This window comes from Streptomyces sp. NPDC048483, from assembly GCF_040651455.1.
GTDB lineage: Bacteria > Actinomycetota > Actinomycetes > Streptomycetales > Streptomycetaceae > Streptomyces.
Window position 1 is genome coordinate 15511 of the sequence record NZ_JBEZJZ010000093.1, and the last position, 18185, is coordinate 33695.

17 protein-coding genes and 4 pseudogenes are annotated in these 18185 nt (G+C 68.2%); 5 read left to right on the forward strand and 16 right to left on the reverse strand.

Going from position 1 to position 18185, the window contains the following annotated elements; translation table 11 throughout:
• Positions 1-380: 380 nt before the first annotated feature.
• The 3 genes and pseudogenes from AB0D04_RS32860 to AB0D04_RS32870 all read right to left on the reverse strand — a co-directional run bounded on the left by AB0D04_RS32860 (position 381) and on the right by AB0D04_RS32870 (position 2922).
• Positions 381-851 (reverse strand): DIP1984 family protein, encoded by a 471-nt coding sequence (locus tag AB0D04_RS32860; protein ID WP_362710861.1) that lies wholly within the window; start codon positions 849-851, stop codon positions 381-383.
• A 316-nt stretch (positions 852-1167) separates the two neighbouring features.
• A pseudogene (locus AB0D04_RS32865) lies at positions 1168-1811 on the reverse strand (transposase); the annotation flags it as partial.
• 766 nt (positions 1812-2577) lie between these two features.
• Positions 2578-2922 (reverse strand): hypothetical protein, encoded by a 345-nt coding sequence (locus AB0D04_RS32870; protein ID WP_362710830.1) that lies wholly within the window; start codon positions 2920-2922, stop codon positions 2578-2580.
• 882 nt (positions 2923-3804) lie between these two features.
• Between AB0D04_RS32870 and AB0D04_RS32875 the strand changes: the two genes are divergently transcribed.
• Positions 3805-4416 (forward strand): hypothetical protein, encoded by a 612-nt coding sequence (locus AB0D04_RS32875; protein ID WP_362710833.1) that lies wholly within the window; start codon positions 3805-3807, stop codon positions 4414-4416.
• 182 nt (positions 4417-4598) lie between these two features.
• Here the strand turns inward: AB0D04_RS32875 and AB0D04_RS32880 are convergent, their stop codons facing one another.
• From AB0D04_RS32880 to AB0D04_RS32900, 5 genes and pseudogenes are all read right to left on the reverse strand, one after another.
• Positions 4599-5123, reverse strand: a complete 525-nt coding sequence (locus AB0D04_RS32880) for a DUF4232 domain-containing protein (RefSeq protein ID WP_362710835.1) — start codon at positions 5121-5123, stop codon at positions 4599-4601.
• Between the two features lie 316 nt (positions 5124-5439).
• Positions 5440-5958: pseudogene (locus AB0D04_RS32885) on the reverse strand (MGMT family protein); the annotation flags it as partial.
• A complete protein-coding gene (locus tag AB0D04_RS32890; RefSeq protein ID WP_362710838.1) occupies positions 5955-6209 on the reverse strand; it encodes a hypothetical protein in 255 nt (84 codons plus the stop codon). The gene AB0D04_RS32890 and the pseudogene AB0D04_RS32885, both read right to left, overlap by 4 nt.
• Positions 6188-6778 (reverse strand): RNA polymerase sigma factor, encoded by a 591-nt coding sequence (locus AB0D04_RS32895; RefSeq protein WP_362710841.1) that lies wholly within the window; start codon positions 6776-6778, stop codon positions 6188-6190. The genes AB0D04_RS32890 and AB0D04_RS32895 overlap by 22 nt, the downstream gene beginning before the upstream one ends.
• Positions 6779-7724: 946 nt before the next feature.
• The gene (locus tag AB0D04_RS32900; RefSeq protein WP_362710843.1) at positions 7725-8768 is read right to left on the reverse strand and encodes an aldo/keto reductase; all 1044 of its coding nucleotides are present in this window, start codon (positions 8766-8768) and stop codon (positions 7725-7727) included.
• Between the two features lie 93 nt (positions 8769-8861).
• Between AB0D04_RS32900 and AB0D04_RS32905 the strand changes: the two genes are divergently transcribed.
• Positions 8862-9488 (forward strand): TetR/AcrR family transcriptional regulator, encoded by a 627-nt coding sequence (locus AB0D04_RS32905; RefSeq protein WP_362710845.1) that lies wholly within the window; start codon positions 8862-8864, stop codon positions 9486-9488.
• Here AB0D04_RS32905 and AB0D04_RS32910 read toward each other — a convergent pair.
• The 6 genes and pseudogenes from AB0D04_RS32910 to AB0D04_RS32935 all read right to left on the reverse strand — a co-directional run.
• A complete protein-coding gene (locus AB0D04_RS32910; protein WP_362710847.1) occupies positions 9439-9738 on the reverse strand; it encodes a MarR family transcriptional regulator in 300 nt (99 codons plus the stop codon). The two genes, AB0D04_RS32905 and AB0D04_RS32910, sit on opposite strands and share 50 nt — an antisense overlap.
• Before the next feature lie 186 nt (positions 9739-9924).
• Positions 9925-10185: a GNAT family protein gene (locus AB0D04_RS32915; RefSeq protein WP_362710849.1), complete on the reverse strand. Its 261-nt coding sequence runs from the start codon at positions 10183-10185 to the stop codon at positions 9925-9927.
• 179 nt (positions 10186-10364) lie between these two features.
• A pseudogene (locus AB0D04_RS32920) lies at positions 10365-10577 on the reverse strand (IS5/IS1182 family transposase); the annotation flags it as partial.
• A 53-nt stretch (positions 10578-10630) separates the two neighbouring features.
• Entirely contained in the window at positions 10631-11293 is a 663-nt protein-coding gene (locus AB0D04_RS32925; protein WP_362710851.1) for a LysE family translocator, read from the reverse strand.
• Between the two features lie 136 nt (positions 11294-11429).
• Positions 11430-11564, reverse strand: coding sequence for a hypothetical protein (locus tag AB0D04_RS32930; RefSeq protein ID WP_362710870.1), 135 nt, complete (start codon positions 11562-11564; stop codon positions 11430-11432).
• Positions 11565-11643: 79 nt separating this feature from the next.
• Positions 11644-11988: pseudogene (locus tag AB0D04_RS32935) on the reverse strand (HNH endonuclease); the annotation flags it as partial.
• Between the two features lie 249 nt (positions 11989-12237).
• On the opposite strand from AB0D04_RS32935, the gene AB0D04_RS32940 reads away from it, so the two are divergent.
• Both AB0D04_RS32940 and AB0D04_RS32945 read left to right on the forward strand, forming a co-directional pair.
• Entirely contained in the window at positions 12238-12564 is a 327-nt protein-coding gene (locus tag AB0D04_RS32940) for a hypothetical protein (protein ID WP_362710854.1), read from the forward strand.
• 386 nt (positions 12565-12950) lie between these two features.
• Positions 12951-13544 (forward strand): hypothetical protein, encoded by a 594-nt coding sequence (locus AB0D04_RS32945; RefSeq protein WP_362710856.1) that lies wholly within the window; start codon positions 12951-12953, stop codon positions 13542-13544.
• Between the two features lie 289 nt (positions 13545-13833).
• Here the strand turns inward: AB0D04_RS32945 and AB0D04_RS32950 are convergent, their stop codons facing one another.
• Positions 13834-14799, reverse strand: a complete 966-nt coding sequence (locus AB0D04_RS32950) for an alpha/beta hydrolase (protein ID WP_362710863.1) — start codon at positions 14797-14799, stop codon at positions 13834-13836.
• A gap of 562 nt (positions 14800-15361) precedes the next feature.
• Entirely contained in the window at positions 15362-16258 is an 897-nt protein-coding gene (locus AB0D04_RS32955; protein WP_362710858.1) for an arginase family protein, read from the reverse strand.
• An 868-nt stretch (positions 16259-17126) separates the two neighbouring features.
• Between AB0D04_RS32955 and AB0D04_RS32960 the strand changes: the two genes are divergently transcribed.
• Complete coding sequence (locus tag AB0D04_RS32960; RefSeq protein WP_362710866.1) at positions 17127-18095, forward strand: alpha/beta hydrolase; 969 nt, start codon at positions 17127-17129, stop codon at positions 18093-18095.
• The last annotated feature ends 90 nt before the right edge of the window (positions 18096-18185 follow it).

Sequence of the window (18185 nt, forward strand, 5' to 3'; positions counted from 1 at the left end):
ACCCCCGTTGCCAGGTCGTTGGAGACCGCATGTGGCCAGCGTTCTCAAACGACCTGGCTTTCGCGGAAGTGTCGTTCGCGATAGAGGCAGGAGCGGCGCCAAAACCGCCAACGGTATCCGCCGGAGATCGCCGTTCTCCATGCTGCTGCGATGTGGAAAGCCCCGAACCCGCCCTCGCCGCCCCGGATCTGCACGTGGTGATGTGCTGTGCGATGTGCACCTTTACCTGTACGCGGTGCTGAGCTGCACTGTTGATGGGGAGTTGAACCCCCGCGTTGCTCTTCACGCGCCAGGTGTGGGCTGGAAAACCGCCGGCCCTCGGTGTGTGCACGCCTCCGAAGCTGCTACCTGCTCCACATCGTCCCAGTCTGCTGGACTGCTCAGTCCAGCAGATCGACCTCCCAGTTCGTACGCTGGATCCGCACGTCGACCTCGCGGATCTCCCGGGCGAGTACATCCGCCTGACCGCGCAGTTCCGCGACCGGAAGCGCGGAAAGCATCATCAGCTCGGACCGAAGCTGCCGGCCGTATCCCCGCTCGCCCTTACCCGCCGCCGCGTCCGCCGCTGCGGTGACCACGGAGTGACGCAACCGCAGGACGTCCCGGCGTGCGAGGGCATCGGTGAGCGTGCCGTCCGGACCCATCTCCACGGTGGCATTGGTCAGGTTGATCCGCCGGATCAACGTTTCCAGAGCGTTCAGCACCTCACCGGCCTCAGCCAACAGCTGAGCTGCATCCTCGGCGGGTGTCTCCCCTTCCTGGTACCGCGCACTGCTGACGACGCGCGCTCGCAGCTGTTCTACACGGCGCGTCGCCTCCGCACGTTCTGCCAGTGCCTCAGCAAGCTTCACTGTCTCCACCTCCCCCTCCATGAACTCGCACGAGTATACGGGCGCGAACCAGTTCGTACGCACCCGGCTTTTGATCCGCCGGAGCCCTGACCAGCCACTGGAGTGAGAGCGGGCAGCCGCGCAGAGGGCAACGAAAGAGCATCCGACACCTTGACGGCCCGTCACTCTCCACTAAATGTCCGTCTGCCGTAGCAATACGACAACCGGGCCGGCAGGGACGGCGACCTGGCCGGTACGGACAAGGAGTCCCAGAGGTGTCCATGCTCGCCCTCCACCTGCTCCAGTCCGCCCTGGTCCACGTCAACACGCTGCTGGTCACCGGGCGATCGCCCTCGGCGCGGCCCTGATTGAGGTAGCGGACCAGCAGGTTTGCACTGCCGGTGTAGCCGAGTTCCCGGATCTCCTGCAGGAGGTGGGTGACGGGAACGGCCGGGTTCGACGATCGGCGTTGGTGTAGGTGGTCGCGGTGGGGATGCACCAGGGTGGGCCGGTAGGCCGGGGCGATGCGCTGGGCGGTCGGCTCGGGGGTGCGGGCGTAGCGTTTGACGGTGTTCAGGGCCGGTTTGAGTCTGCGTGAGCAGTCGGGCAGGCCGACGCCCTGGCCGAGGAGCTGGTGGGCCTTGTGCCATCGCTCGCGAGTGGTCTGCTGGCGAATTCCGCCGGGGCGGGGCGGGGCGGGTTGATGGCAGCTCAGCAGGGCGTGTGGGCGCGGACCTCGGCGAGGGCCTTGTCGCACAGGTTGCGCCAGAGGTGGCGGCGGTCGCTGACCTGGACCGCGTCCGGCAGAGCTCGGCGGACCGCCTCAGCGTAGGTGGCCGATCCGTCCCGGCATACGGTCTCGACGCCGGGATGCTCGCGCAGCCAGACTTCCAGGGTGGCGGCCTCGCGGTCGGGCAGCACATCGATGCGCTCGCCCGTTTCGGCGTCGACGATGATCGTGGCGTAGCGGTGTCGACGGCGTGAGCCAGCCGTCACCGGCCTCACCAGCGCTCATGGTGATGATCCGCACCACCCACTGACCACCGCTTCACCACGGCGGCCCGCTCCTCCCCCGACCCGTGCGTCGCCTCTCCCGCACGCTCTTGGCTGACACCCACCTCCCACGACGGGACAACCTTTGGTCCAGCGCCCCGGATGCCACCCGTTCAGCCTCATCCTCGACACCCGCCTCCACCGGGCCGCCGCTCCCAACACCCGAACGGCCCACAGGGCAGCGCTCGAAGATGCCGAGCGCCACCACTTGCGGCAAGGCTGGCCAGTACGCACAACATCTCCGGTGCGTTCTCCCCGCCTCCACGAACCCCGAGCCGGAGGCGGGGAGAGAACGCGTGTGATGACCGCACCCGCCTCGTCCAGCTGGTTCGGCTGCAGTCACGGCCGGGCCACTCGCCGCAGGCAGCGTCCGCCACGGCCGCGCCCGTGCCCCGGGTCCAGCTGCACGGCGCCGACGCCGGACAGCCCTGGGCCCCGGCCGGAGCCCGCGGGATGCTCGGCCGGGCCGGGAAACGCGCTGGCCTGGGGCTGGTGAAACCCCACGCCTTCCGGCACATGGTCTCTGCTTGGATTCCGTGTTGCGATTCAGCTCAACTGGGCTGGTGGCCTGGTGGGTTGGCCTTGCGCTGAGTCGCGTGGTGGTTCTCCTGTCGGCGCTCATCATCCTGAGATTCTTTTCGTCCCGGGGCTGGGAGTCCGCATCAGTCACAGACGGAATCTCCGACTCAGTTCATCAGCCCTCGCACAAGGGTTGTCCGAGTTTCGCGGCCGCTTCGGCTGCGTCGTGGTGGACCAGAGCAATGACCACCGCCGTCAGGGGGACCATCAACCCGGCGACGACGACGAAGAGTGTGGGAAGCCAGCTCTGCCAGCCGGAAGCGGCATGGAACCCGTCACGTCGCAGGGCTCGCGACAGCAGCAGGTGGCTGAGGAGCGCGGCGGCGGCCGCGAGCAGGCCGCCGTAGGCGGCAGCGAAGTGAGTCCACGGCACCGCCATATAGCGACAGGCATCCGACTGGTGGTGGACGTGGGCGGTGGACAGCGCCAGCGCGGTGACGACACAGCCGACGGCAGCCAATGAGAGCAGCGGTACCGCAAGCGCTCGGACCCGTGACCGCCGCGAGGGACGATGCGGCCGTGCGACGGGCTGTGTGACGGACTCGGTCATGCCGGCCAATACCAATCCGGGTGCGGGCGGACGATGCGGATGTCATGATCATTTGCCTGCCGGAAATATACGTCGGGAGGCCGACGAGGCACGCAGCGACCCCACGGGCTGGGTGCCGCCTGACGCGCAGCCGGGGTCGGCGGTGCGGTCGGCCAAGCGCCGGGTCAGGAACGGCTTTGCACCCTGCCGACGCCGCCTTCTCCCCCACGGCCTTGGACGGGCCGACACCGCAGATGGCCGCGCCGCCGGCCGGCCCGCCCGAGAACTGCGCGCTGATGCGGGTGGCCTCCGGGACAGGCGTGTTGCCGGCTGCCCGCCCCCAGCGTCCACACGCGTCGGCCACACCGGCCTTCACCACGAATGCTCAGGAGCAGTGAGGCAAATCCCTCTTCGGCACATCGACGGAAACGTCATCTGGACGACGCACGACACAGCGATATTGGCGACACAGCGATATCACTGCGGGCTCGGAGATGAACGCGGTGCGCTGGCATTCCGTCTTGCGCGCAGTTGTCGAGGCGCTCGCTGTCCCGCCCCCGCTGAGCCCCGGGCGCGAGACTGCACCCTGGTCCTCTTCTCGCTGCCGAGACACTGTGCAAGTCGTCTTGGTCCTGCTGACAACGGCGCTATCACCAGGACCGGCTGCGGAGGGTCTCCATGGGCCAGAGTGCAGCGTCACGAGCCAGGGCCGGGTGCAGAGGTCCGTCGACCAGCACCGGCAGACATCCACCCGTGGGTCGCGTTCGAGGACCCGGTCGCGGCCAACACGACTGATCTGCGATGGTGTGGGCCATGGAATCCGAGTCGACCGCCGATCCCGCGCGCCACTACGACCGGGGCGGATGGCTGGTTCAGTTCACTGGGCACGTGCTTGTGGTCTGTCCTCGATGCGGAGGCTGCGCACTCGTCCTTCCCCGGCCTGGCCTCCCTGAGCTCAAGCACTCGTATGAGCTGTTGTTCCGGCCACGTCGCCTGGCCTGCCGAGGGTGTGGTGCCGTCGCCGATTGGAAGCCGGAGATGCGGGATGCAGGGCTGGTCGCAACGAATCCGGGTGGCACAGAAGATCCGTTCTTCCGTAGGCCGCTGTGGCTGCAGACCCGCTGCGCCGACCAGATCCTGTGGGCCTACAACGAGGAACACGTCGCCGAACTGTCGGCCTATGTCGGCGCCACGTTGCGCGAGCACGGGGCGAGTCCGACGAGGGCGATGATTCCGCGGCTGCCACGGTGGATGAAGCGCTCGGCCAATCGCTCCGATGTCCTGGCCGGCCTGGAAACGCTGCGTGGTCTCGCAAGGCGGTCAGCTCCTGCGGATCGGTCCGATGCCGCGCACGAGCGTGGCGACCGTCCTCAGCACTATGGGGCCTTGTACTTCCGGGGCGGCCCGTACGAGAGCAGCCGCTGAGAACTCTGGACACAGTCCTTCGTAGCTGACGACGACGGTGACTGCGGCCACGGTGTGGTTCGAGTTCGGCAAGGCGCCGAACCCGCTACACCTCGAACACCATCTGCCCTCAAGGCACTTTGCACGGGCTGTGGGCCTCCGTCACTGACAACACTCACTGACTCCAAACCGGCACGTCGCACTCAGCGCGTCGCGTCCTGGAGCGCCTCGTCGGCCTTCGCCCAGGACGGCTGCCACCACGTGGTCACCGGCTCCCACACCCGCACGCCCTGCGGCAGCCCAAGGGCGTCCGCGGAGATCGCGCGGCCGCGGTGGGAGGGATCGGCGGCCACGGTCACGAAGTCCACGACCCGCATCTGCGCGCCGCCGGCCGGCTCGGCCGTGCGCACCGCCGCGTGGGCCGTGCCGCCCGCGGCGAGACGGTACGGGGCGCTCTCGGCGGGCGGCACCGGCTGCGCCGCGCCGTCCAGGGCCCCGAACGTGACCGTCGGGATCCGGTCGACGACGCAGGTGCCGGCCCCCCTGTTGGTGACCTTGATGTGCAGCACATCGGCCCGCTGGGCCGCAGCCGCGGACACGCTCACCGCGGGCTGTTTGCAGGTCGGTGTCGGTGCCGCGGATCCGGTTGCCGCACCGGCCGCGGGCGCGAGCGTGGTGAGGGCGGCAGCGGCGGCGGCCGGGACCGCGAGAAGCAATCGAGCGCGCATGAGCGGGGTTCCCCTGTTCTTGGTCTGTTCTCTTCTTGGTCTGTTCTGTACCTGGCCAGTGGTGGTGCACGTCGGTGAGGACAGCTGTGGCGAGCGGCCACGTACCACCAGCGATGACCGGCGAGGGCGCCAACTGATTGCACGAAGACACCCATTCGGCGACATCCGGCACGGGCGTCACGGCCGCACGCACGAGCGCGTCGTCGGTGGCGGCGGGCACCACCGCGCCCGGCTCTATGGGGCATAAGACGGACACCGGGCGGCAGCTCTTGCAGGCGCGGTAACCGGCACTGCGGGCGGCTCGGGCCGTGGGGAAGCGCACCTGGTGGGGCGGGGTGATGCGGCGGGCGTGCGCGCAGGTGGGATGGCAGTAGATGTGGGTGGTGTCGCTGCCGAGGAAGACCGCCGCACCGCGCGACCACTCCCGCACCGAATCCATGTCGATACCCTCGGCCTGCCGCAGCGCGTCCCCCGCCTGACGCGGGTGGCCCGCGTCGCAGGGCACTCCGTCCTCATGGGTCACACGGTGACAGGGAATCAGGTACGTCAGCGGGTTCCCGGCAAGGATCTCGGCGGCCGTCCCCGGCGCTGGGCCGTTGTCGAGCGAGGTCTCCTTGGTGATCCAGGACAGCGGACGCAGTTGCCCGGCGGGGATGGTGCGTACCGCCTCCAGCACGGCCCTGTCGGTCTGCGGCAGACGGCCCATGTCGAGCGGCAGTTGCCTGGTCCGGCCGGTGCGCACCGCCGTCCGCAGCCCGGTGAACGCCACGGTGGCGGGGAGCGCCGAGCGGCCTGTCCGGGAGCGGTGCAGTTCCTCGAACGCCATGGCCGTCATGTCCGCCGTCTCCAGCACCGCGCCGCGGTGACGGTCTCCTCGCCGAACGCCGCGTGCAGGCCGCCCGACGCGATCTCCAGGCGGACGTAGGTGTCGTAGCGCTGCCGTGAAATGGCCGCCCGCTCAAGGACGCGCAGCGCGAAGCCGGCCGGCGCGCCCGGCCCGGCCAGCCCGGCCAGGCCCTCTTCCACCGTCTCGGGCCGGGGCAGCTCCCTCCTGTCGTCCTGGCTTACAGCGCCACCTCGCTGCACTGGGCGGCATCCGGTGTCAGCAGCCGGCGAAGGCTGCTCAGCCCCCGGGAGACCTGGGCCTTGGCGGTGCCCACTGGGCAGCCCTGCACCTGTGCCGCCTCCGCGTAGCTCATCCCGACCACGTGCCGCAGGACGACCGGTATCCGGTGGATCTCCGGCAGCTGCGACAGTGCGACGACCAGGTGCGCTCGGTCGTCGGCCGTCACCGCACGCTCCTCGGGGCCCGGCCTCATGTCGGACCAACTGTCCTGCGTGTCCTCCACCTGCATGACCGACACCGGCCGCCGCATGGTGGTACGCAGATGACTGCGCCAGACGTTGGCGGCGATCGTCATCAGCCAGGCACGTGGGCGCAGCTCGCGGCGCCGCTGGGGGGAATACCCCTGCAGCGCCGTGTAGGCACGCAGAAAGGTGTCCTGCCCCAGGTCCTCCGCGTCGGAGGCGGATCCCGACACCCTGAGCAGGAACGCGTGCACCGCGCCGGCATGGACCCGGACCAGTTCGGTGAAACCGTCGTCCAGATCCGTCGCCAGCAGGTCGGGCAGCAGCTCGGCCACATCATCCGTCACTGAGCAAACACCGTCCCGGTGAAAAGGGTTGCCGGAGGCCAGTGGGGAGGGCGGCACGGGGTTCTCGCACGCCGTCACACCTCCCGCGACAGGAGGGCCAACGGTGCGTCCAGGCGCCGGGCCGGAGCTTAGAAGCGGGCGGTTCGATGCGGTACCGGCTGGAGAAGTGCGGCGCCACCGGGGGCCGGTATCCGTGATTCCTGGCGATCTGCACGTCACCGTCGGCCGCGGGTAAATCACTGCGAAGCATTTTTTGTCTGCGCGGCAGAGGTGTCCGCAGCATGGACCTCACGCTTTTCCGCGGGTCATTTCTCCACGATTCCGTGATGTGTTCACCATTCCGGATCTCGTGACTCACATGGAAGACGGAAGAGGCGGGAATCTGATGCGTCGTGGGAGCGCCCGCAGCGGAATTCTCGTCGCTGAGCAGCGACAGCGAGTCCGGTATGGCAACCCTCATATGTCCCCCTGCGGCATTCGGACAGTAATTCCGATACTGGCCATGGTATGCGCGCAATAATGCCCGGTCATTTTCCCCGAATTCTTCTCGGGGTGATTTGCATGGCTGTTCACCCGTCACGGTGTACCGACTATTCGGCCCCGGGGAAGGCCGGATCGGGACGTCGCGCCGCCGGGCCCCCAGGCGCCGCTGTGCGTCGGCCACTTCCGCAGCGGCAGGAACCGGATCCGTGCGGGCGGGGTATGCCCCGCGGAACCCAACGGATGCTCGGTCTCAGGTCTGTGGCACCTCTTCCTCGCCGTCTGCGGGCTGAGGGGTCCGGCCCCGGCGAAGCCGACCGGCCCCGGAACGCCGGGGGCCGTGCCCAGGTGGAGGGGCATGGCCCGTTCGGCGGGGGTCCCGGGACGTTCCGGGCCGATGGCGGGGGCGGTCTGCGGTGCGGCCTGGCGCCCGACCCGATGCCTGCCAGGACGTGGGGTGGGTGGGCTAGGCGATACCGGCCGGGCGGGGGTTGAGGCGGGCGAAGCCCTCCTGGCGCTCGTAGGGGAAGTAGGGGTAGGGCGCGGGTTTGGCGCTCGCTGTGTCGAGGCGGGCGGCCTGTTCGTCGGTGAGTGCCCACCCGACCGCGCCGATGTTCTGGCGCAGCTGTGTCTCGTCGCGGGCGCCGATGATGACGGAGGAAACGGTGGGGCGCCGCAGCAGCCAGTTGAGGGCGATCTGCGGGATGGTACGGCCCGTTTCCTCCGCGATGTCCGCGAGGACGTCGACCACGCGGTAGAGGAGCTCGTCCTCCACCGGCGGGCCAAAGTCGGCGGTCTCGTGCAGGCGGCTGCGTTCGGGCAGCGGCCGGCCGCGCCGGATCTTTCCGGTGAGCCTGCCCCAGCCCAGCGGGCTCCATACGACCGCCCCTACGCCCTGGTCGAGTCCGAGGGGCATCAGCTCCCACTCGTAGTCGCGACCGATGAGCGAGTAGTAGACCTGGTGGGCCGCATAGCGGGGATGGCCGTGTCGGTCGGCCGCCGAGAGGGACTTCATGAGCTGCCAGCCCGAGAAGTTGGAGACGCCGGTGTAGCGGATCTTTCCGGCGCGGACGAGCTGGTCGAGCGTGGCGAGCACCTCCTCGACGGGGGTGGCGGCGTCGAAGGCGTGGAGCTGGAAGAGGTCGATGTGGTCGGTGCCGAGGCGGCGCAGCGCGTCCTCGGTCGCCTTGATCAGCCGTGTGCGGGAGGTGCCCGCATCTCCCGGACCCTCCCCCATCGGCAGGCCGGCCTTGGTGGAGAGGATCACCTGGTCCCGGCGGCCCTTGATCGCCTGCCCCAGTACCTCCTCGGAGGCGCCGGCCGAGTACACGTCCGCGGTGTCGAACATCGTGATGCCGGCGTCCAGCGCTATGTCGACGAGCCGGCGCGCCTGACGGGCGTCCGTGTCGCCCCAGGCCTCGAACAGCGGCCCTTGGCCGCCGAAGGTACCGGTGCCGAAGCTGAGAGCGGGCACCTTGAGCCCGGACGCACCGAGCTGCCTGTACTCCATGACTGTTCCTTCCCCCGTGGGGTTAATGGGTCTTGCGTTCCGTTAAGATGACACTAACAGAGGCCGAGCCTTAAATGGAACGGGAGTGCCGTTATGGATTCTGAGAACGCCGACCCGGGAACGGTGCGCCCGGGAGGACGCACGGCGCGGGTACGGGCCGCGGTACTGCAGGCGGCCGGCGACGCACTGGCCGAAGCGGGCTTTGCACGGCTCGACCTCGCCGACGTCGCGCGCCGCGCGGACGTGGGCAAGACGACCGTCTACCGCCGCTGGGGCACCGTGACCGGCCTGGTGGCCGACCTGCTGGCGGACATGGCCGAGCAGTCCTTGCCCCGCACCGAGACGGGCTCACTGCTCGGGGACCTCGAGGCCAACGCCGCTCTCGTACGCCGCACCCTGGCCGACCCACGCCAGGGTGCACTGTTCAAGGCCGTCCTCGCCGCAGCCACCTGCGACACAAAAACCGCCGAGGCCCTGCACCGCTTCTACGAGGTCCGCGTCCAGGAGTGGGCACCCTGTGTGCAGCAGGCCGCCGCACGGGGCGAGGTACCCCAGGACACCGACCCGCACGCGGTGATCCGCGCCGTATCCGCACCGCTGTACTACCAGCTCCTCACCACGGACCTGCCCCTGGACGAAGCCCACGCACAGCGCGCCGCACAGGCCGCCTTCACAGCCGCGCGGGCCGGCGCGTATGCCCGGGACGCACCCAGCACATGACACCGGCCGCGGCCTTGGCGAGCAGCTCGAACGGCTCGCGGTCGAGAAGCAGGTCCGCGTCGACCAGGCCCTGAGCTTGGCGTTTATGGTCCGGTGTCGAACGCGACTCGGTGAGTGTGATGAAGCTGGAGCGGCGGTCCGCCGGATCGGTCGTCCGCGTCACGTGGCCGGCCTGCTGAAGCGTCCGCAGATGGTGGGTGACGGCCGATCGGTGCACCTCCAGGGCGGAGGCGATGTCGGACGGGCGCACCGCCTTGTCCGGGACCTCCCGCTCCGCCAGCCGAGCACCTGGAGGACTGCGAGGGTCGCTGCCTCCGGAACCCTGCGTCGGGCCCGTTCCAAACCGGCCGCCACCGCGTTCACCACGAACGCCGGCCGCGCCACGTCATCTCTGCCTGGTCGCATGACGTGACCGCAATGTAGTTGATTAAGTTCATCAACTACTGGGGTGGCGGGGCGGACTTGGCTGCTCTGGGCCGTGGTGCGGCACAGCGCCACCGAAGGTGTCGGCCCATTCGCCGGTGTCGATGTTCAAGGTGAACTCGGGGCGCCGACCTTCGAGATCGAAGTCGACGCGTTCCAGCAGGCGGGCTGAGGGGGCGCCGCGAACGTCGCATTCGGCGGAGACCCGGTGCAGTACCCGGCCAAAGAGAGTGCAGCCGAGGCCGGCCTGCAGGCGGTTGTCGTGGAGATTCACGCCGAGGTCCCCGGCCAGGATCCGGTCGGCTTGAGTTCGATGGCGTACTGGAACCAGCCCGGCTGTTCGGGGGCCTGTTCGCTGTAGACGCGGGCCTGTTCGGTCGCGGCTTCGGGAGTGAGGGGCGAGGGCCATGTCTGGTAGCGGGCTATGTCCGGGGCATTGCGGTAGGCCGACGGCGGAGCCCGCTGCCGCAGCGTCAGGTTTGTTCGCCAGTACGCCGCTACCAGCAGCACCCGGTCCTCAAGTGGCAGGGCCCAAGGCCGGACCGGGCGCGGAGCGTCCGCGCCCTCGCGGCGCAGCACGGTCAGCAGCGTGCCGAAGTTGCGGGGACTCAGCCCGGTGAACGGGGCCGTCCAGGACGGCTCTGACGCCGTGATCACAGAAGCCACGGCGTCAGATCATTTCACCGTGACAGCAGCTGCGGGAAAGAGGATGTGTGGGCTCAGCTCGCCGTTGCGGTTCGAATTCCCAGGGCGACCAGCACCGCACCCGCCAGACGGCTCATCCCACGCCGGAATCGAGGTGTGTCGATTGCCGTACGCGCGGCAGCGACCACCGACGTCCAGAACAGCAGCCACACCAGCACGACGGCCACATGCGCGACCGCAAGCGTCGCGATCTGTGGCGCGATGGAGCGGCTGGAGGTGAGGAACTGTGGCACCAGAGTGAGATAGACCGACGCTGCCTTTGGATTGAGGACGTTGGACCACAGCCCTTGGCCAAAACCCCCGAGCTGAGCCCACGGCAAGCGCCATCGCCTCCGCGCCGCTGGTGGGACGCATCGACGCGTGGAACGCCACATGGTCACGCCCAACCAGATGAGGTAGATGCCGCCCACGAGCTTCACCACCGTCAACGCCTGGGCCGACGACACGACCAGGGTCGACAAACCGATCGCGGCGAGTGTTGCGTGCACCAGGAGCCCGCACGCTGAGCCGACTGCGGCGCGGACGCCGTCAGCCCGCGAACCCGCGATCACCTGCTGTGTCACGAGGGTGAAGCGGGTACCGGGGATCACTGTGAGGGGTATGACTGCGGCCACGAAGGGAAGCACTTGATGCCACTGCACCCGACGAGCCCATGCATCGGGCACGAGCGAAGCCACCGATCGCCCCTTCCAGTCGGGCAGACAGATGGAGACCAACATCGTCCGCCTCGACACGGAGATCATTTATGGGACAGCCCTTACGTCGGCCAACTCGCCGAAGCAGACGCTGTGCTGGCCGAGGTCAAGGTCAAGGTCAAAGGACGGATGGAGCGTCGATGAGCCGATCATCCAGAGGCTCGCCGGTCTTGGAGCCCACCGTCGGCAGCTTGTACGTGTGGCGCTGGATGTCGGTGGCGACGGCGCGGGCGTGGCTGGGCCGGTGCCACATGAAGCGGCCGTGTGGCCGCGGACGTGTTTGCTCCTGCCGGCTCATCGACGTCGGGGAGGTAGCCAGACCCGCGACGGCTGTTGCGGTAACGGCACAGCGTGCGCAGGTTCTCTATTCCGTGCCGGCCTCCTGCCGACTGGTGCTGTATGTGATCGATGTTGATGTCTTCATCGGAACCGCAGGCCGAGCACCGGTACCCGTCACGCTTGAAGACGGCCATCCTTCTTGACGGGCTGGGCCTCCGCGGCAGTACTTCACGGGCACAGCAACCGCAGATGAATGAAGGTATACAGGTGGGGTCGTCGTAGGCACGCGGGTCGTCGTAGGCACGCGGGTCCGCGTAGTACTCGTTGGGATCCTCCGGGACCTGGTGGCCGAGGTTCCCCTGGCGTCGTGGCTGCACCATGAAACAGGGACCGGACATCACCGCGTTCCAGCGCGACGCCCCGGGGTGGCGCCTCCTCACCGGATGCGGCCACCCTCCAATCCCTCCGGCGATTTTGCCCAGATCAGGCACGGACCCGAGCGCGGCCGGATGTCTGGTCCCACACTGCACAGCGAAATACCCTCGCCGGGGCGCGGGCAGGTACTACGAACAGCGGCGCCTGTACTTACGCTGATGTGAGTCATCACGCCCATGCGGCCTCGGCCGTATGCCACCTAGCCTCAGGTCATGAAACCCGATGAGCACCACGAGGAAGCTCAGGTCAGTCACAGGGAAACGGGCACGGCTTCGCTGGCGCTGGGCGTGGCCGCCGTCGCGATGTATGGGAGTCCCGTTCTCCTCTTCCTGCCGCCGTGGATCCGCTTCATCCCCGTGTACCTCACTGTGCCCCTCGGGATCTGTGCGATCGTCTTCGGAGTCAGCGTGCTGCACGGAATGCGGCACGACGAGGGAGCCGACCGCCGTCGGGCACGGACTGGAATCGCGCTGGGCACGGTGGCCCTCGCGGTACCGATCGCATTGCTGGTGTGGCTGTCATGGGCGCTACACCGCTGACAGCCCCCAAATGCCGTTCGCGCCGGCCGATGGTAGCTGCGCGGCTGCGGCAATCCGGCCTGGCCCGGCCCCGCCCGGCGACATGAGTCTCGGCAGTCGTGGTGCAGCCGCACTCAGCCTGCAGACGGTTGTCGCGGAGGTTCACACCGAGGTCACCGGCCATGCTCCGGTCTGTGACGTCTTACGTCGATGCGGCACTTCGACAGCGATTCGGGAGGCAGCCGAGCGCCGGCGAGCGATTCAGATGTTCACGAGTTACGGTTCTGGCTCAACTTCTGTGATGCGGGCACGCGGAGTCATCGGCCGGGAAGACAGTTCGGGCCGGCTGGAGCTCGCGTCGGGGGTGTGGGCGACGACGTCGTCACAGGTCTGGATACCGTTCTGCCATGACAGACGAGACCCCGATCGCCGATCACGTCGCTGCATGCCCCGTCACACCGCTTTTGGTGGAGCAGATCGTCGGCCTGGCGGAACTGCCGTGGGACGACTGGACGGTCCCCGAGGCGGCAATGCGGCGTCTGGGCTGGCGCGAAGGCGGCGACGACTCGCCGTTCGACGACACTCTCGTCACCACCGAGGGTCATCTCGCCTACCTCGGGGGCTACTTCGCCCTGTCGTTTGCCCACTTCTACTGGGTTGGCAGCGAAATCTGGGGTGAGGACTTCTGGGGCACGTTGCCCGGCTGGTCCAGCCACGAGAACGCCGGACGGGAGGTGTTCGACGCGCAGATCGACGCCGCTGTTGCCGGATTCACTCAGCAACTCGGTCCCCCGGAGCGCGACCTCAGGATCGAAGGCGGCACTTTGGCCATGGGACCCGGTGACTGGCGGCACGCCGCCTGGCGCCGCGGGGACAACCTTCTCGTCATCGGTCCACGCCACGAAGGGTTCTCCTACTTCCAGTTCGAGGAGGCCGTGGTCTACATCGGACCTGTCGAGACGACCGCTCCGCTGCCTGCCCTCCACGACTTCATCGCCTGACCACCTGGCGACCATCTCACCTCGAGCTCGAATGTTGCCCGGAGGCAGTGCCCGCGGCATCGGCCTCCACTGGGACAAGCGCGGGCAAGCGCTCCGGCAAGGCCTTCCGCCCAGTGGCTTTGCTTTGTTCGGCAGTAGCCGCGGTTCTGGCACAGGTTCTGCGTCGTTACCCAGCGTGCAATGGTCCACAAAACTTGAGCCAGAACCCGAGTTACGGCAGCGCTGAGCATCCTGGCGGGCCGACGCCCGGCCGCTCCCGGACACATGTCCAGGGGGTTCCGGAGAGGCTTCAGGCGGGCAGGGAGGCGAGCCAGTCGGTCAGGAGCCGATTGATCTCGGCGGGGCGCTCTTGCTGAATCCAGTGGCCGCAGTCGTCGAGGATCTGAGAGGAGACCAGGCCGGGCAGGGTGGTGGGGTATGCCCTGATCGCATCGGCCATCCACGTGGTGGAGGCGTCCAGGGCGCCACCGATGAACAGGGACGGCTGGGTGATGGGGGCGCCGTCGAAGTCGGCGAGATCTTCCCAGTCCCGGTCCATGTTCCGGTAGCGGTTGAGCGCCCCGCTCATGCCGGTCCGCTCGAACTCCCCGGCGTAGACGTCCAGGTCGTTTTCGCTGAGCCAGACGGGCAGCCGACCGGCGGGAAAGCGGTCGCGCAGCCTCCCGCCTTGGCTGACGAAGTGCGGGTCGGGTGCGTCGGGCGCGGGCATGGTGTCGGCGGACAGGGCGGCGCAGAAGCCCGCGAGCCAGCCGCGCACGTCGGGCTCGATCTCGTCCTCGGCCCGGCCGGGCTCCTGGAAGTAGGAGACGTAGAACTCCTCGTCCCCACCCAACTGCGCGAAGACCTTGCTGGGCCGCGGCCCGCTGCGCGGGGCATAGGGAACACTGAGCATCCCCACTGCGCGGAAGACGTCCGGCCTGACCAAGGCGGAGTTGGCGGCGATGGCCGACCCCCAGTCGTGGCCGATGATCACCGCGGACTGTTCGCCCAGGGCGTGCACCACGGCGGCGTTGTCCTCCACCAGCTCCAGCATCCGGTACGCCTCGCGGTCGCCGGGCTTGGAGGAACGGCCGTAGCCGCGGACGTCGATCGCGGCCGCGCGGTACCCGGCTGCGGCCAGGACCGGCAGCTGGTGGCGCCAGGAGTACCAGGATTCCGGGAAACCGTGCACGAGCAACACCAGCGGCCCGGTGCCTTGCTCCACCAAGTGGATCCGGCCTGCGGGCGAGGAGACCAGCCGGTGCGTGACTTCCATGGCCTGCTGCGACACGCATCCTCCAAGATTTTCGACCTGCCATGCGTCAAGATCGGTACCCAATCATGCGAGTAGCGGCGCGGGCGTGGCGAGTCTTGTTGCCGGTTTGGCAAAGCGGTTCTGGGCGGTCTGCCTCACGCGTTCCGATGTTCCTCACGGTCCGGGGACCACGACGGCCGGACGGGTGCCTCCCGTTCTCGTCGTGAACATCGACTGCGTCCGGTACCAGCCGCCTCCCCGAGAAGTGAACAACTGCTGTCGCAACTGGGGCTCTGGCTCAGGTTGTGTGGAGCCACCACAGTGAGGCTCGGCTCAGATCCTTGGCCCTTCCCTTGCCTTTTGTTGCGTGGTCAGCCCGCTGGGGAGCCAGCGATCCGAGTGACGAGGAAATCGAGCCGTTCCTCCTGTCCATCCTGGGGGATGCGGCCGCTGTCGGACAGGACAGCAATGCCGTGCAATGCGCTCCAGGTGACTTCGGCGGCTTCCTCTACGGGCCGCTCCCCCGATGCCTCCGATCGCCATCGAGCACGGTCATGAGCCGGCTGGCCAGGCCCGCTTTCCGTCAGGGTTGAGCAAGGGCGGTGTGGAGGAGGTCGGCGAGGAGGACCGCGCAGCAGCCATCGGGGTCGAGATCGGGGTCGTAAATGGTGAGGTTGAAGCCGACGCAGCGCTCCGACCGCACCAAGGTCCGTAGCAGCGGGGCGAGTTCGTCAGGCAGGAGCCCGCCGGGGTCGGGACTGTCGACGGCGGGCATGACGGACGGGTCCAGCACGTCCGCGTCCAGATGCACCCAGAATCCCTCGGTTGCGGGGCCTTCAAGGGTTTGCAGGACCGCGCCTGCCAGCTCCTCGGCGCCCCGCTTCCGGATCTCTCCGACCGTCGCGTTCGCGATCTTCAACTCGACGAGTTCTGCCCGCTCTTCGTCGTAGTCCCGGATGCCGAGGACCCGTACGTCCTCATCCTTGATGTACGGCCGCAGCCCTTCGAGATCCGTTAGGTCCGTCTGGCCGCGGCCGGTCGCGATGGCCAGCTCCTCACCGCCCGCGGCGCCGATACGGTCGGAGTTCCCCGGGTGCCGGAAGTCCGTGGATCCGTCGATGACGGCGAGTCCGTACCGCCCGATGCGGCGGAGGGCAAGCGAGGCGCCGAGCTGGATGGAACAGTCCCCGCCCAGGACGACCGGGAAGTCCCCTGCCCGGATGTGGTGCTCGATGCGGTCGGCGAGTTTGCGGGTGTACGTGGCGATCGCCTCGGCGTTGAACACGCCGTCGCCTTCCTTCCAGCCGCCGCGGTCGTAGCGGGGCGGGACGACGACTCCGCCCTCGTACGCTCCGAGCCGCCGCACCAGCCGCTGCTCGCGCAGCGCGCCTGCCAGCTTGTAGCACCCTGGCACGGTGCCTTCGGCGGGCGGCCGGAGGCCGAGGTTGGACGGGGCGTCAATGACAACGATGCGGCGCATCCAGCCATTTGACCGCGCGGGGACGGCGCAGGCCACTGCGTTTCGCCCACCGCGGAACCGACGCCGAGCACCCCTGCGGAAACGGAGCGGCCCACGAGAGGCGCCAGGGAGGGCGTCCCCGCGCTCAGCGCCGGCTGATGCTGAAGCCGTAGCGTCCCTCTGCCGGCTTCTGGGCGAGTTCATGGATCAGCGCGAGCTCTCGGACGGCGGCTTGCCAAGATCTTCAGGGACTCCCAACCCTGGCTCAAAACCCAGACGTGGTACCACTTCGAAACACCAGCGCCGGACCACATCGACTGAGACGGCGAGTGACATTCACGCACGCAGGACCACATCATCTGAGAAATCCTCCGGCCCGGTGTCTCGCCCCATCTGGTCGCCACGGGCCAGCGCGCAGCGGACGACTGACTTCGCTGCCCAAGGACAGAAACTGTCCCTTGTCATCCGGTGGGATCTCTGATCCCGTGGCCAGATCTCACGCCCAATGGCCACGACGCATACGCGTCCTTCAGCGTGCGTCGCGACGTTTCCGGCGATGGGCCACAGAACACGTCTCGCTCCCCTACGTAACCCCATGGGGCGCAGCCGATCGGGACCACCGCCGGTGATGGACGGACCACGGCGTTGAGGCATTCACGCCGTGTCGTCACCAGGCCGCGCACCCGGCGCGGGACGGATATGGCGGTGCCTTGGCGTGCATCTGCGGTGGATGAGCAACTAAAATGGACATGGACATATATAGGCCCATCGGGGGCTTGAACGAGGGCGGAGGCTCAGCCGGCCGCGCCACATCCCGAGCGCATCCCGGCGCTCTTCAGCGCCCCGCACTCTCCCCATGCGCTTCTCGGATTTCCCAGGGAGCATTCTCATGGCTGGTCAAACCGCCGCTATCGTCCTCGAGCCCGAAGCACGGGAGCTCGCCGAAGCAACCTCGCAACATCCGTTCCTGTACGAGCTGGATCCGACCGCAGCGCGCAAGGTCCTCGACGATCTTCAGGCCGCGCCAGTCGACAAGTTGCCGGTCGACGAGGAGTGGGTCACAGTTCCGGCGGCCGTGGGCGATGTACGGGTGCGCATCGTCAAGCCACAGGGCACCACCGGATCAGTGCCCGTCGTGTTGTACATGCACGGCGGTGGCTGGGTGCTGGGCAACGCCGGTACTCACGACCGCCTGGTGCGCGAGTTGGCGGTCGGCGCCCGTGCGGCAGTGGCCTTCGTGGAGTACACGCCGTCGCCCGAGGCGCACTACCCTGTGGCCATCGAGCAGGGCTACGCCACCGCGCAGTGGATCGTCCGCGAGGGAGCGTCCAAGGGGCTGGATGCACAGCGCATGGCAGTTGCCGGGGAATCGGTCGGCGGGAACATGACCGCCGCACTCGCTCTCATGGCCAAGGAGCGCGGTGACGTCAAGTTCATTCAGCAGTCGATGTACTACCCGGTCACAGATGCGGCCATGAACACCGGTTCCTACGAGCAGTTCGCCACCGGCTACTACCTGAGCCGCCAGCTGATGGAATGGTTCTGGGACGCTTACACGACCGACCCGGACCAACGCGCGGAGATCACCGCGTCTCCCCACCACGCCACCATCGAGCAACTGTCCGGCCTGCCGCCCACCCTGATGATCGTCGATGAGGCCGACGTACTGCGCGATGAGGGCGAGGCGTACGCCGCCAAGCTCCGATCAGCCGGCGTTCCTGTGACGACCGTGCGCTACGACGGCACGGTCCATGACTTCATGCTGCTCAACTCGCTGAGTCAGTCCAAAGCCGCCCGCGGAGCTATCGACCAGGCAACGGCCTTCCTGCGCAACGCCCTGGGAACCACCCAGTCCTAGGGACTGTTCTTGGTTGTGATCAAATCCGGGTTTTGGGCCCTGGAGGGGTGTCGGTCCGGTAGGACGTTGGTGTGACGCGTGCGCAACTCA

What these genes read in the sequence shown, in the direction of transcription:
- AB0D04_RS32880 (WP_362710835.1), bottom strand. Translation starts at nt 5,123, where the DNA reads ATGCGCGCTCGATTGCTTCTCGCGGTCCCGGCCGCCGCCGCTGCCGCC.
- AB0D04_RS32955 (WP_362710858.1), bottom strand. Translation starts at nt 16,258, where the DNA reads ATGCGCCGCATCGTTGTCATTGACGCCCCGTCCAACCTCGGCCTCCGG.
- AB0D04_RS32940 (WP_362710854.1), top strand. Translation starts at nt 12,238, where the DNA reads ATGAAACCCGATGAGCACCACGAGGAAGCTCAGGTCAGTCACAGGGAA.
- AB0D04_RS32875 (WP_362710833.1), top strand. Translation starts at nt 3,805, where the DNA reads ATGGAATCCGAGTCGACCGCCGATCCCGCGCGCCACTACGACCGGGGC.
- AB0D04_RS32950 (WP_362710863.1), bottom strand. Translation starts at nt 14,799, where the DNA reads ATGGAAGTCACGCACCGGCTGGTCTCCTCGCCCGCAGGCCGGATCCAC.
- AB0D04_RS32905 (WP_362710845.1), top strand. Translation starts at nt 8,862, where the DNA reads ATGGATTCTGAGAACGCCGACCCGGGAACGGTGCGCCCGGGAGGACGC.
- AB0D04_RS32945 (WP_362710856.1), top strand. Translation starts at nt 12,951, where the DNA reads ATGACAGACGAGACCCCGATCGCCGATCACGTCGCTGCATGCCCCGTC.
- AB0D04_RS32900 (WP_362710843.1), bottom strand. Translation starts at nt 8,768, where the DNA reads ATGGAGTACAGGCAGCTCGGTGCGTCCGGGCTCAAGGTGCCCGCTCTC.
- AB0D04_RS32960 (WP_362710866.1), top strand. Translation starts at nt 17,127, where the DNA reads ATGGCTGGTCAAACCGCCGCTATCGTCCTCGAGCCCGAAGCACGGGAG.
- AB0D04_RS32930 (WP_362710870.1), bottom strand. Translation starts at nt 11,564, where the DNA reads ATGTGGCACCGGCCCAGCCACGCCCGCGCCGTCGCCACCGACATCCAG.